Annotated in this window: 12 protein-coding genes; all 12 read left to right on the plus strand. The window is 68.6% G+C overall.

What is annotated here, in order from left to right; genetic code table 11:
- The first annotated feature begins 93 nt into the window (after positions 1–93).
- The 12 genes from gspE (at position 94) to ACKN61_RS05455 (ending at position 12,743) form a co-directional block, all read left to right on the plus strand.
- On the plus strand, positions 94–1,887 hold the full coding sequence (gene gspE, locus ACKN61_RS05400) for a type II secretion system ATPase GspE (RefSeq protein ID WP_408952638.1): 1,794 nt from the start codon (positions 94–96) through the stop codon (positions 1,885–1,887).
- A gap of 128 nt (positions 1,888–2,015) precedes the next feature.
- Positions 2,016–3,233, plus strand: a complete 1,218-nt coding sequence (gene xpsF, locus ACKN61_RS05405) for a type II secretion system protein XpsF (protein ID WP_408952639.1) — start codon at positions 2,016–2,018, stop codon at positions 3,231–3,233.
- A gap of 229 nt (positions 3,234–3,462) precedes the next feature.
- On the plus strand, positions 3,463–3,897 hold the full coding sequence (gene gspG, locus ACKN61_RS05410; RefSeq protein ID WP_057916903.1) for a type II secretion system major pseudopilin GspG: 435 nt from the start codon (positions 3,463–3,465) through the stop codon (positions 3,895–3,897).
- A gap of 142 nt (positions 3,898–4,039) precedes the next feature.
- Entirely contained in the window at positions 4,040–4,483 is a 444-nt protein-coding gene (gene xpsH, locus ACKN61_RS05415) for a type II secretion system protein XpsH (protein WP_408952640.1), read from the plus strand.
- Complete coding sequence (xpsI, locus tag ACKN61_RS05420; RefSeq protein ID WP_408952641.1) at positions 4,480–4,968, plus strand: type II secretion system protein XpsI; 489 nt, start codon at positions 4,480–4,482, stop codon at positions 4,966–4,968. The genes xpsH and xpsI overlap by 4 nt, the downstream gene beginning before the upstream one ends.
- A 29-nt stretch (positions 4,969–4,997) precedes the next feature.
- Positions 4,998–5,660, plus strand: coding sequence for a prepilin-type N-terminal cleavage/methylation domain-containing protein (locus ACKN61_RS05425; RefSeq protein ID WP_408953763.1), 663 nt, complete (start codon positions 4,998–5,000; stop codon positions 5,658–5,660).
- Between the two features lie 134 nt (positions 5,661–5,794).
- Entirely contained in the window at positions 5,795–6,646 is an 852-nt protein-coding gene (locus ACKN61_RS05430; protein WP_408953764.1) for a general secretion pathway protein GspK, read from the plus strand.
- A complete protein-coding gene (locus tag ACKN61_RS05435) occupies positions 6,643–7,815 on the plus strand; it encodes a PilN domain-containing protein (RefSeq protein WP_408952642.1) in 1,173 nt (390 codons plus the stop codon). Before ACKN61_RS05430 ends, ACKN61_RS05435 begins: the two co-directional genes overlap by 4 nt.
- The gene (gene gspM / locus ACKN61_RS05440; protein ID WP_223619711.1) at positions 7,805–8,470 is read left to right on the plus strand and encodes a type II secretion system protein GspM; all 666 of its coding nucleotides are present in this window, start codon (positions 7,805–7,807) and stop codon (positions 8,468–8,470) included. The genes ACKN61_RS05435 and gspM overlap by 11 nt, the downstream gene beginning before the upstream one ends.
- A complete protein-coding gene (locus tag ACKN61_RS05445; protein ID WP_031371562.1) occupies positions 8,460–9,290 on the plus strand; it encodes a hypothetical protein in 831 nt (276 codons plus the stop codon). Before gspM ends, ACKN61_RS05445 begins: the two co-directional genes overlap by 11 nt.
- A 9-nt stretch (positions 9,291–9,299) precedes the next feature.
- Positions 9,300–11,540: a type II secretion system secretin GspD gene (gene gspD, locus ACKN61_RS05450; RefSeq protein WP_408952643.1), complete on the plus strand. Its 2,241-nt coding sequence runs from the start codon at positions 9,300–9,302 to the stop codon at positions 11,538–11,540.
- A 363-nt stretch (positions 11,541–11,903) separates the two neighbouring features.
- Positions 11,904–12,743 (plus strand): glycosyltransferase family 2 protein, encoded by an 840-nt coding sequence (locus ACKN61_RS05455; RefSeq protein ID WP_408952644.1) that lies wholly within the window; start codon positions 11,904–11,906, stop codon positions 12,741–12,743.
- Positions 12,744–12,822 lie beyond the last annotated feature (79 nt).

A 12,822-nucleotide genomic window follows, 5' to 3' on the forward strand; every position in this document is an offset into this window, starting at 1 on the left:
CGACGCGGGCCGGGCATCCTGATTGACGACTCGACGACCGGGGTTATCTCACCGACGCTCACCGGCGCTGTTCAGGGCTGGTCGAGACTGCGAATGAAACTGCTAAAGTCGGGGAATCACGCGCAGGAGGGTGACGTGAACGCAGTAGCCACATCCAACGAACCGAGCGCCAGCGCCTTACCGGCGGGGGACGCCCAGGCCGCGGTCGACATCCGCATCGTCGATGCCTTGCTGGCGAAGGGGCGTCTCAAGGAGCCCGACCTGGCGCGTGCGCGCCGGCTCCAGGAGGAGACCGGCGGCAGCCTGCTCGCGCTGTTGGCGCGGCTGGGGCTGGTGTCCGAGCGCGACCACGCCGAAACCGTGGCCGCGGCGCTGGACCTGCCCTTGGTCAGCATCAAGGACGCGCCCGAGCTGCCGCCCGAGGGGGTGGCGCTGACGCCCAAGTTCATGAAGCAGTTTGCGGTCTGCCCGGTCGGCGAGGGCGAGCACCACGTCGACGTGCTGATGGCCGACCCGCAGGACATCTACCAGCTCGACGCCCTGCGCCTGGCGACCCAGCGCGAGATCCGCCCCTACGTGGCGCTGCGCTCGGAGGTCGGCGACCTGGTCGAGCGCTGGTACGGCCAGGGCCGCAGCGCGATGGGCGCGATCGTCGAGACTGCCGAAGGCGAGGGCGCGGGCGATCTCGACGACGTCGAGCATCTGCGCGACCTGGCTTCGGAAGCGCCGGTGATCCGCCTGGTCAACCTGGTGATCCAGCGCGCGGTCGAGCTGCGCGCCTCGGACATCCACATCGAGCCGTTCGAGAACCGTCTGAAGGTGCGCTACCGCGTCGACGGCGTGCTGGCCGAGGGCGAGAGCCCGCCGGCCAACCTCACCGCCGCGGTGATCAGCCGCATCAAGATCATGGCCAAGCTCAACATCGCCGAGCGCCGCCTGCCGCAGGACGGCCGCATCATGCTGCGGGTGCAGGGCAAGGAGCTCGACCTGCGCGTCAGCACCGTGCCGACCGCGCACGGCGAGTCGGTGGTGATGCGACTGCTCGACCGCGAGACGGTCGTGTTCGATTTCTACAAGCTCGGCTTCACCGACGAATTCCTGCCGCAGTTCCAGAAGGTGCTCGACCAGCCGCACGGCATCATGCTGGTGACCGGCCCGACCGGTTCGGGCAAGACCACCACCTTGTATACGGCGCTGAGCAAGCTCAACACCAGCGACGTCAAGATCATCACCGTCGAAGACCCGGTCGAGTACCAGATCGAAGGCATCAACCAGATCCAGGCCAAGCCGCAGATCGGTCTCGACTTCTCGCATGCGCTGCGTTCGATCGTCCGCCAAGACCCGGACATCATCATGATCGGCGAAATGCGCGATCTGGAGACCTGCCGCATCGCGATCCAGTCGGCGCTGACCGGCCACTTGGTGCTGAGCACGCTGCACACCAACAACGCCGCCGGCGGCATCACCCGCCTGCTCGACATGGGCGTGGAAGACTATCTGCTGACCTCGACGATCAACGGCATCCTGGCCCAGCGCCTGGTGCGCCGGCTCGAGCCGACCCATGCCGAGAAATACCTCGCCTCGCCCGAGGAAATCGACAAGTTCAACCTGCGCCGCTACCAACCCGAGGGCGACATCTACCTGTTCCGTCCGCGCGGTTCGGCGCTGGCGCCCAGCGGTTACCACGGCCGCACCACGATCATGGAATTCCTGGTCATGAACGACGAGCTGCGGCGCGCGGTGATGCGTCACGCCGGCATGGGCGAGATCGAACAGATCGCGCGCGACAGCGCCGGCATGCGCACCATGTACGAGGACGGCATCGTCAAGGCGCTCGCCGGCCAGACCACGATCGAGGAAGTGCTGCGGGTGACCGAGGATGCTTGAGAGCCGGGAATCGGGAGTGGGGAGTCGGGAATCGTGGTCGTCCCGCCTGGTCCATTCCCCTGGCTTCGAAGTTCCGATGCTTTGGCCTTAACCGATTCTCGATTCCCCATTCCCGATTCCCGGCCTTTATGCCCCTCTACCACTACAAAGCCCTGAACGCGCGCGGTGAGCTGCTCGATGGCCAGATGGAGGCCGCCAGCAGCACCGAAGTCGTGCAGCGCCTGCAGGAGCAGGGGCATCTGCCGGTCGAGGCCAAGCTGGCCTCGGAAGCGGGGGCGTCTTCGTCGTGGAAGGCCTTGTTCAAGCCCAAGCCCTTCACCGGGGCGCGGCTGGTGCAGTTCACCCAACAGTTGTCGACCTTGCTCGGCGCCGGCCAGCCGCTGGACCGCGCGCTGACCATCCTGCTCGACCTGCCCGAGGACGACACGGCCAAGAGCACGGTCGCCGACATCCGCGACGCGGTGCGTGGCGGTACCTCGCTGTCGGTCGCGCTGGAGCGACAGCACGGCACCTTCTCGCGCCTGTACATCAACATGGTTCGGGCCGGCGAGGCCGGCGGCAATCTGCACGAGACCCTGTCGCGCCTCGACGACTACCTCGAACGCAGCCGGGTGCTGCAGGGCCGGGTCATCAACGCGCTGATCTACCCGGCGATCCTGATGGTCATGGTCGGCGTGAGCCTGATGTTCCTGCTCGGTTACGTGGTGCCGCAGTTCGGTGCGATGTACGAAAGCCTCGATGCCGAGCTGCCGATGTTCACGCAAGTGGTGCTGTGGCTCGGCCTGTTCGTGCGCGACTGGTGGATCGTATTGATCGCGATTCCCGCACTCGGCTTCCTCTGGTTCGACCGCAAGCGCCGCGACCCGGCGTTCCGCGAGGCGCTCGATGCCTGGCTGCTCAAGCGCAAGTTCGTCGGCCCGCTGATCGCCAAGATCGAGACCGCGCGCCTGGCGCGCACGCTCGGCACCCTGGTACGCAACGGCGTGCCGTTGATGACGGCGATCGGCATCGGCCGCAACGTGCTCAACAACCGCATCCTCGCCGCCGACGTCGATGCCGCCGGCGAAGACGTCAAGAACGGCGTCGCGCTGTCGACCGCGCTCGGCAAGGGCAAGCGTTTCCCGCGCCTGGCCCTGCAGATGATCCAGGTCGGCGAGGAGTCCGGCGCGCTCGACGCGATGCTGATGAAGACCGCCGAGACCTTCGAGCAGGACACCGGCATGGCCCTGGACCGCATGCTCGCCGCCTTGGTCCCGGTGGTGACCGTAGTCCTGGCCGGCGTCGTCGCCACGGTCGTGATGGCGGTGTTGCTGCCGCTGTACGACCTTACCAATGCGATCGGTTGAGCATGGCGATGTTCGCGCTCGCTCGCCGTCGCCCCGGGGCGCCCGTTCACGCCGTGCGCTTGAACGCCGGCTGTACCGGAGCCGGATTCGCGCGAACTTCGCCAATCGGCGCGGAACAGAATCCTATGCAGTCTGCGGATGCGGGCGGTCGGCTTCGACCCCGTTGCCCCGCCTCGTCCGTTGAAGCACAACGTCTGTCCAGAACCTACCACTATGGATGATCACTGAGATGCGCAATCCCCGTTCGATTACCCGTTCCCCGTCCCCGGCCGGCCAGCGCGGTATGAGCCTGATCGAGATCATCATCGTGATCGTGCTGATCGGCGCAGTTCTCGCCTTCGTCGGCAATCGCGTGCTGGGCGGCAAGGACCGCGGCGACTACAACCTCGCCAAGGGCCAGGTGCAGACCCTCGCCGGCAAGATCGACTCGTTCCAGATGGACACCGGCCGCCTGCCGGGTTCGCTCGAGGAACTGGTCAAGCAACCGGCCGACGCCAACGGTTGGTTGGGGCCGTACGCCAAGGAAACCGAGTTGAAGGACCCGTGGGGTCATGCGATCGAGTACCGCCAACCCGGCGAAAGCGGTCCCTACGACCTGGTCAGCTACGGCAAGGACGGCAAGGCCGGCGGCAGCAGCGTCGACGGCGACATCAAGAACAACTGAGTAAGCGCCTGCGATGAAACGCCTGCGGCACAGGCCCTCCGCCGGAGGGCGGGGGGACCGGGCCTGGGCGAACGCCGTCCGGCGCGCTCCCGCGTGCGCCGTGCGTGCGAGCCGCGCAGGCGGCCCGCCGCGGTCGGCGGCGATGCGCGGCATGTCGCTGCTGGAAATGCTGTTGGTGATCGCCCTGATCGCGGCGATCGGCGTGTTGACCGTCGGCATGATGAGCGGCGGCATGAGCGGCATGCAGCTGCGCTCGGCGTCCAAGGAAATCGCCTCGCAACTGCGCTATACGCGCAGCCAGGCGATCTCGACCGGGCGTTCGCAGAAGTTCACCATCGATCCGGCGGCGCGCACCTGGACCGCGCCGAACGGGCGCAATGGGGATATTCCCAAGGCGGTTGGAGTGACCTTCACCGGCGCGCGCGAAGTGCAGCCGCGCCGCGGCGAGGGCGCGATCATGTTCTTCGCCGACGGCGCGTCCACCGGCGGGCGGATCAAGCTCAACGTCAAGCAGGCGGCGTGGAACGTCGATGTCGCCTGGCTGACCGGCGAGGTCAAGCTCAAGCGCGGCGAGGCGCCGCGATGAGCGCGCGTGCGCGGTCCGCCGCGTCGGCCGGTTCTTTGCGCCGTCCCGGCGCGCTGCCTCGCGCGCCGTCGTCGCGCCAACGCGGCTACACCTTGCTGGAAGTGATCGTCGCCTTCGCTTTGCTGGCGATGGCGCTGTCCTTGTTGCTCGGCACCTTGTCGGGCGCGACGCGGCAGGTGCGCTGGTCCAGCGATGCCGGCCGCGCCGCCTTGTATGCGCAATCGCTGATGGACCAGGTCGGGGTCGGGCAACCGCTCAAGCCCGGTCAACGCAGCGGCGAGTTCGAGAACGGCCGCTATCGCTGGACCCTCGGGGTGGCGCCGTGGCGCGATCCCATGCCGGCCTCGTCGCAGCCCATCGATCCGAATGCGATGCGCTTGTTCGAGGTCCAACTGGCGGTGGAGTGGGGCGAGGGCGGCGGCGGTCGGCGCCTGCTGCTGCGTACCTTGCGCAGCTCGGCCGCCTCCAACGAGGTGCAGTTCTGATGGCGCGCTCGGTGGATCCGATGAAGGCGATGCATGGCGTGTCCTCGCGCCAGCGCATGCGCGGTTTCACCCTGATCGAAGTGCTGCTGGCGATGGTGCTGCTGGTGGCTGGCCTGACCTTGGCTTTCGCTACTCTGTCGGCGGCGACAAAAACCGCCACACGCGGCGAGGCCCTTGCCCAGCGCAGCGAACGCGAACGCGCAGTCGAAGGCTTCCTGCGCAAGCGCATCGCCGCGACCCGGCCGATTCCGTTCGCGTTCGACCAGAGCACCGCGGTGCCGCAGCGCTTCGTCGGCGAACCCGACCGCCTGCGTTTCGTCGCCGACCTGCCCGATTACCTGGGCCAGGGCGGGCCGTACCTGCACGACTTCGTGATCGAAGGTGATGGCGACCAGGCCCGCATCCTGTTGTCCTTGTCGATGGTGCTGGCCGGCGAAACCATCAAGGAGGCACGCGAGCGTCCGCCCGAGCTGCTGGTCGAGGGCCTGAAGTCGGCGCGCTTCCGTTACCGTTCGATGGACCCGCAACGCGGCGAACTCGGCGAATGGCAAGAGCGCTGGCAGACGCCGGAGCAACTGCCTTTGTTCGTGGAAGTCACACTCACCGACCGCGACGGCCGTGCCTGGCCGCCGCTGGTGGTGGCCCTGCCGCTGGCCAGCGCGACGGCCGGCGGCTTCGTGCCGGAGCTGTGATGAAGACAGTCCGAGCCACGAGGACGACAGCAGACGGCATCGCGCAGCGCGCGGCGCAGCGGCGGGTTTGCGTTGGAAGACGTCGTGATGCGGTAACCGCGTCCCGGCGCTCGCGTGGAGCGGCGCTTCTTTTGGTGCTGTGGGTGATCGCTCTGCTGACTGCGCTGATTGGCGCATTCGCGTTGTCGGCGCGCACCGAGAACCTGCAAGGGCGGGTGCTGGTGCGCGGCCTGGTCGCGCAGAACGCCGCCCGGGCCGGGCTCGAATACGCGATGACGCGGGTGGCGATGACCGACACCAAGCTGCAGTGGCAGCCCGATGGGCGCCCGAATCCATGGCGCTTCGGCGAGGCCAAGCTCGAGATCAAGATCGTCGACGAGAACGGCAAGGTCGACCTCAACCAGGGCGATTTCGCCTTGCTGACCGCGTTGATCCAGGGCGTGGGCGGGATGGAGCAGGGCGAGGCCGCGCGCCTGGCCGCGGCCATCCTCGACTGGCGCGATGCCGACACCTTGACCCAACCCGCAGGCGGCGCCGAAGACGCCGACTACGCGTCCGCCGGCCGCCCTTACGGCGCCAAGGATGCCGAATTCGAAAGCGTTGCAGAGTTGGAACAAGTGCTGGGCATGACGCCGGCGCTGTATGCCAAGATCGAGCCGCTGGTCACGGTTTACAGCGGTCGTACGCGCCCGGAGCCGGCGTTCGCGGCGAAGGAAGTATTGGATGCTATGGGAATGAACGGCGCCCAGCTCGTAGAGCAACGGCGCAGAACGCCGCCCGGGTCACAGTTGACGGGTGCGCAAGTCGGCGGCGAACTCGCTGGTCTCGTCGGCGAACGCAGCGGCACCTATAGTATCGACAGCCATGCACGGCTAGCGGATGGCCGTGAATCGGTATTGCGAGTGGTTGTGCGTGCAGGGGGGAGTTCCGTTCCCGGAATGGCCTATACACCGCTGCGTTGGGAGGAGGGAGCTTCGTCACGATGAACTCGCAGGTTGCCGAAAGCCGGTTGGGGGAAAACCGGTTCAGACGTTTAAGCGCGCGCTTCGCACCCGGAGCGGGCGGCTTCTTCTCGTGGTGGGGACGTACTCTGGCCTCGTGGTTGCCGTTGCGCATGCGCCAGGCCTTGGGCGTGGATCGCGGCCGTTTGTTGTTGCAGGTCGACGGCGACAGCGTGCACCTGCGCCTGCAGCAGGCCAACGAGGTGCGCGACTTGGCCGTGCTGCCGAGCCTGGCCGATTTGAATGCACCGGCCGGCGCCGTCGCCGCCGATCCGCTGGCGCCGTTGCTGCCGCCGCGCGTCGGCGAGTTGCCGCGTTGGCTGCTGTTGCCGCCGGCCGCGAGCCTGCGCCGGCGCCTGACCTTGCCGGCCGCCGCCGCCGACCGCCTGCGCGACGTGGTCGGTTTCGAGATCGACCGCCAGACCCCTTTCACCGCCGACGCCGTCGCCTACGACGCGCGCGTGCTGGCCCGCCGCGACGGCGACGGCCAGCTCGACGCCGAATTGGTGGCGGTGCCGCGCCAATCGCTGGACCCGCAGCTCGTCGCGATCGGGCCGCTGGCTTCGACCCTGTCCGGGATCGAGGTCGCCGGCGCCGACGGCGTGCCGCTCGGGGTCAACCTGCTGGCGCCGTCGCAGCGCCGCACCCGCAGCGACCCCTTCCGTTACTGGAACCTGGCCTTGGCCGCGGTCGCGCTGTTCGCGCTCGCCGCCGCGATGTGGCAGGTGCTCGAAAACCGCCGCGAGGCCAGCCAGACCTTGCAGCAGACCATCGCCAAGAACGCCAACGCCGCGCGCCAGGCCGCGACCCAGCGCCAGCTGCTGGTCGACCTGATCGACGGCCAGGCCTTCCTCGACCGCACCCGCGCCGCGCGCCCGAGCACGGTCGAGGTGATCGACGAGCTCAGTCGCCGTTTGCCCGATTCGACTTATCTGGAGAAGCTCGCGATCGAGGACGAAAGCCTGTTGATGATCGGCCTGAGCCGCGAGGCTTCGTCGCTGATCGGCAAGCTGCAGGGCACCAAGCTGTGGCGCTCGCCGGCCCTGACCGGCGCGGTCCAGCCCGACCCGGCGACGAGCCGCGACCGTTTCACCCTGACCGCCGAGATCGGCCCGCCCAAACAGCAGACCCCGGAGGCCGCGCGTGAGCAGTAACTGGCGTACCTGGGCCGCCGACCGCGAGCGCTGGCTCGCACTGGGCCTGCTGCTGGCCGCGCTCGCGATCGCCTATGCGGTGCTGGTCCACCCGTGGTGGACGGTGCCGATGATGGAAGCCGGCGAACAGATCGACAATCTGCAAGAGCGCGAACTGCGCCAGCGCATGGAACTCAAGCAGGCCCCGCAGATCCGCCTGCGCCTGGAGGAGGTGCGCAAGCAGCAGGCCAGCCGTCCCGGCTTCCTGCCCGAGGCCACCGCCGAACTCGCCACCGCCGGCCTGGTCCAGCGCCTGGAGACGGTGGTGCTGGAGGCCAGCCCCGGCAACCGCAGCTGCGGCATCGTCAATCGCTCGCCGCTGGCCGAGCCGCGGCGCGACCGCTATGCGCGCGTGGTGGTGCAGGTGCGCTTGCGCTGCGGCGCGCCCGAAACCGCGGCGGTGCTGCATTCGCTCGAAAGCGGCTCGCCGCGCTTGTTCGTCGGCAACCTCAACCTGCTGTCGACGCGCGGCTACTTCGTGCCCGGAACGGCCGGTCCGGCCAACGACGGCGGTCTCGACGTCAGCTTCGATCTGTACGGTTACCTGCGCCCGAGCCCGGCGCCGGCCGCCGCATCCAATGCCAACGCACCGGCGGTGACTTCCAATGCGCCTTGACGACGCCAGCCCGCGCACTTGGCTGCTGGCCACCGCCGCCGGGTGGGCGCTGTTGACCTGGGTGCTGGCGCTCGCCGGCATGGGCCGCAGCGTCGATCCGCTCGATGAAGACCCGAGCCTGGTCAAGGCCCTGCCGCAGGTGCGCAAGAGCGCGACCGATGCGCTCGGCCCCCTGAGCAAGTACGGCGAAATCGCCGCGCGCCCGTTGTTCGTCGACGACCGCCGGCCCAAGCCCTTCTTCATGCAGGGCAAGGGCGAGGGCGAGAACCAGGCGGCCGCTTTCGACTATCTGCTGACCAGCGTGCTGATCACTCCGCAGTTGTCGATGGCCTTCCTGCAGCCGGCCGACGGCAGCGAGTCGGTGCGGGTCAAGCTGGGCGAGGTGCCCGAGTCGCATCCGGCCTGGCGCCTGACCTCGCTGGAGCCGCGCCGGGCCGTGTTCGAAGGGCCGGAAGGCCGCCGCGAACTCGACCTGCGCGTGTTCAACGGCCAGGGCGGCGAACCGCCGACCGCGATCGCCCCGCCGCAGCCCGGCAGCGCGCCGCAACCGGGCGTGCGTCCGGTGCCGCCTCCGCCGATGCCGGTGCCTTCGCCGCAGCCGCAGTCGCAGACGAACCGGGCTTCCACGGTTTCGCAGGTGCCGCCTGCGCCGCCACCGCCGGTGCAGAACAAACCCAACGAAGCCGGACAGACCGACAACAACGCATCCGCGCCGCTCACCGAGCAGGCGCAGATGGAAGCCATCCGCAAGCGGATCGAAGCGCGTCGCGCGCAACTGCGGCAGCAACAAGCCGCTCAACCACCGGCCAACACGCCGTAGAGTGAACGCATGAAGCTACGTCCCCAGCAATACGCCTCTCACGCACTGGTTGCGGCGATCATCGCCTCGCAACTGGCCTCGTGCGCCAGTGTGATGTCGCCGCGGCTGCATCGCGACGGCGATCCGGCCTCTCTCAAGGGACCCCAGGGCGAGGATGCCCGCGCCCGCCTGGTTCGCGACGGCGTCGTGCAGCAGCCGCTGGAGGGGCAGGCCGACGAGGAAGGTCCGAAGGCGCAGATCCGCCGCGGCACCGGCCAGGTCATCAACCGCAGCGCCGCCGCGGCGCCGCCGCCGGGCCTGGGCGCGACCAACGGCACGGCCACCTTCAACTTCGAAGGCGAGTCGGTGCATGCGGTCGCCAAGGCTATCCTCGGCGACATGCTCGGCCAGAACTACGTGATCGCGCCGGGCGTGCAGGGCACCGTGACCCTGGCCACGCCCAAGCCGGTCAGCGCCTCGGAAGCCGTGAACCTGCTCGAGATGGTGCTGGGCTGGAACAACGCGCGCCTGGTCTATACCGGCGGCCGCTACAACATCGTGCCGTCCGACCAGGCCCTGGCCGGCAACGTCGCGGCGCGCACCGGCTCGCCGGGAGCCGCGCGCGGCTTCGAAGTGCGCACGGTGCCGCTGCGTTTCATCTCGGCCACCGAGATGGAAAAGATCCTCAAGCCGTACGCGCGCCCGAACGCCATCGTCAACGTCGACAACTCGCGCAACGTCATCACCGTCGGCGGCAGCCGCGCCGAACTCGAAAACTACCTGCGCACGATCGAAGTGTTCGACGTCGACTGGCTGTCGGGCATGTCGGTCGGCGTGTTCCCGCTGCAGTCGGGCAAGGCCACCAAGGTCGTGGCCGACCTGGAAAAAGTGTTCGGCGAACAGAGCAAGTCGCCGGTCTCGGGCATGTTCCGCTTCATGCCGCTGGAAGGCGCGAACGCGGTCATGGTGATCACCCCGCAGGCCGATTACCTCGACGACATCAAGGACTGGCTCGACCGCATCGACAGCGCCGGCGACAACGTCCAGTTGTTCACCCTGGAACTCAAATACATCAAGGCCAAGGACCTCGCCGACCGCCTCGCCGAAGTGTACGGCTCCAACCGCAGCGGCAACGGCGGCGGCGACAACGGCCCGCCTTCGCTGATGCCGGGCCTGGAATCGGTCGAGCTGCGCGACAGCGACAACGGCACCTCGAGCGCCGACATCGGCAAGAGCGGCAGCGACGGCGGCTCGGGCTCCAGCGGCGGCCTCGGCGGCGGCGCGTCGCTGGGTTCGCGCCAGTCCGGCAACGGCTCGGTCACGCTCGAGGTCGATGGCGCCAAGGTCGGCGTATCGGCGGTCGAGGAAACCAATTCGATCCTGGTGCGCAGCAGCCCGCAGGCCTGGAAGTCGATCCGCAACGTGATCGACAAGCTCGACGTGATGCCGATGCAGGTGCACATCGAGGCGCAGGTGGCCGAGGTCGAGCTCGGCGGCGCGCTCGAATACGGCGTGCAGTGGTTCCTCGACCGCGCCACCATCGACAACGGTTTCGGCGATCTCAACCGCAGCACCAATCCGGCGGTGCCGCCGAAGTGGAGCACGCTCGCGGCGAGCATCGGCGGCGTCAGCGGCAACGGCCTGTCGTGGTCGCTGATCAAGAACAATGCCGCGGCGGTCCTTTCGGCGCTGGATTCGGTGACCGACGTGCACGTCCTGCAGACGCCTTCGGTATTCGTGCGCAACAACGCCGAAGCCACGCTCAACGTCGGCACGCGTATTCCGATCGAATCGGTCTCGGTCAACACCGGCACCGGCAACAACAACACCGTCAGCCAAGTCCAGTACCTCGACACCGGCGTGATCCTCAAGGTGCGTCCGCGGGTGAGCCGCGACGGCATGGTGTTCATGGACATCGTCCAGGAAGTCAGCTCGGTCGGCGCACCGCTCAACAACACCAGCACCAACGTCACCATCAACACCAAGAAGCTCAAGACCGAGGCCGCGGTGCAGAGCGGCGAGACGGTATTGCTGGCGGGCCTGATCGCCGACGAAACGCGCCGCAGCTCGGGCGGCTTGCCGGGTCTGAACCGCGTCCCCGTGCTGGGCGCACTGTTCGGTAAGCAGAAGTCGGCGACCACCCGTCGCGAGACCATCATCCTGTTGACCCCGACCCTGGTGCGCAACCCGCAGGAGTCGCGCAACCTGACCGACGAATACAGCCGCCGTTTCCGCGCCATGGAACCCTTGCAGCCCAAGCCGAGGAAGTAAGCCCTCGCGCTGCGCGGTGTTTGACTGGGGCCGGCTTTGCCGGCCCCATTGTTATGCAGGCCGTCGCCGGCTTACCGGCCCCATTGTTATGCAGGCCGTCGCCGGCTTTGCCGGCCCCATTGCTGTGCAGGCCGTCGCCGGCTTGCCGGTCCCATTGTGTTGCAGGCCGTCGCCGATACGCCGCCCCAGTGCTTTGTGCGTGACCGACGATGCGACGACGCCGTCGTGACCCGGCTTCAGGTCGAATACGTACCGCTATGTCCGCCGCCCGTTACTGCTGGAACCGACGATCGGCCGCCGTGCCGGCGATGCGCGCGGTGGCGTGGGCTATGGGACCATGCGGCTTCGTGATAGAACCCCGCCATGACTGAATTGCCCATCGTCGTAGTGCCGGTCGGTGCCGACGACGACGCACTCGATGCCTGCCTCGCCGCGCTGGAGCTGTGCACGCCGCCGGGTGCGCGGGTGTGGCTGGCCGACGACGCCCGCGCCGGGCCGCGCGGCTATGCGATCGTCGAGCGCTGGTTGAAGCGCACCGCGCTCAAGGCCGATTACAGCCGCCGTCAGCGCAGCCTGGGCGAAGTCGCGCACCTGGACGAAGTGTTGAGCGTCTGCGGCGACGCCGACGTCGCCGTGCTCGCGCCCGACGCGGTGCCGGCGCCGGGCTGGCTGTCGCGCCTGAGCGCCTGCCTGGCCGCCGACGGCGCCATCGCCTCGGCCACGCCCTGGTGCAACGCCGGCGAAGCCGCGGCCTGGCCGCGGATCGGCGAAATCGCCCCCATGCCCGACGCCGAAGACGCCGAGCGCCTGTCGCGGGCCTTGCAGCAAATGCCGGCCCTGCATCCGGAACTGCCGGCCGCTGTCGGCCACGCCGTGCTGTTGCGCGGCAGCGCCCGCCGCCGCGCCGGCGGCCTCGACGCGGCGAGCTACGGTTCCTGGTATGCGGCCCTGACCGATCTGTCCCTGCGCCTGTCCGGACTGGGCTGGCGCAACGTGTTGTGCGATACCGCCTATGTCGCGCGCGGCGGCGAAGGCCGGCCCAGCGACGGCGACATGGACGCGCTGGCCGCGCGCTGGCCGGACTGGCATGCGCGCCTGGCGAACTTCCTCATGGACGACCCTCTGCGCGAGCTGCGCCAACAACTCGCCGAACGCCTCGAGCGCGTCGGCCCACCGGAACCGCAACGTGATCTCTTCCTCTGACCCCGGCCAGGCGCGCACCCACGCTGGCCAGCGCGCGCCGGCTGTCAACGAGTCTGCTCTCAACGAGCCTGCTCTCAAG

The sequence above is a fragment of the Lysobacter sp. Hz25 genome (assembly GCF_046097045.1).
GTDB classification, from domain to species: Bacteria; Pseudomonadota; Gammaproteobacteria; order Xanthomonadales; family Xanthomonadaceae; genus Lysobacter; species Lysobacter antibioticus_B.

Bases quoted from the DNA above. Each gene is read 5' to 3' on its own strand.
- gspE (WP_408952638.1), top strand. From the start codon at position 94: ATGAAACTGCTAAAGTCGGGGAATCACGCGCAGGAGGGTGACGTGAAC.
- xpsF (WP_408952639.1), top strand. From the start codon at position 2,016: ATGCCCCTCTACCACTACAAAGCCCTGAACGCGCGCGGTGAGCTGCTC.
- gspG (WP_057916903.1), top strand. From the start codon at position 3,463: ATGCGCAATCCCCGTTCGATTACCCGTTCCCCGTCCCCGGCCGGCCAG.
- xpsH (WP_408952640.1), top strand. From the start codon at position 4,040: ATGCGCGGCATGTCGCTGCTGGAAATGCTGTTGGTGATCGCCCTGATC.
- xpsI (WP_408952641.1), top strand. From the start codon at position 4,480: ATGAGCGCGCGTGCGCGGTCCGCCGCGTCGGCCGGTTCTTTGCGCCGT.
- ACKN61_RS05425 (WP_408953763.1), top strand. From the start codon at position 4,998: ATGCATGGCGTGTCCTCGCGCCAGCGCATGCGCGGTTTCACCCTGATC.
- ACKN61_RS05435 (WP_408952642.1), top strand. From the start codon at position 6,643: ATGAACTCGCAGGTTGCCGAAAGCCGGTTGGGGGAAAACCGGTTCAGA.
- ACKN61_RS05445 (WP_031371562.1), top strand. From the start codon at position 8,460: ATGCGCCTTGACGACGCCAGCCCGCGCACTTGGCTGCTGGCCACCGCC.
- gspD (WP_408952643.1), top strand. From the start codon at position 9,300: ATGAAGCTACGTCCCCAGCAATACGCCTCTCACGCACTGGTTGCGGCG.
- ACKN61_RS05455 (WP_408952644.1), top strand. From the start codon at position 11,904: ATGACTGAATTGCCCATCGTCGTAGTGCCGGTCGGTGCCGACGACGAC.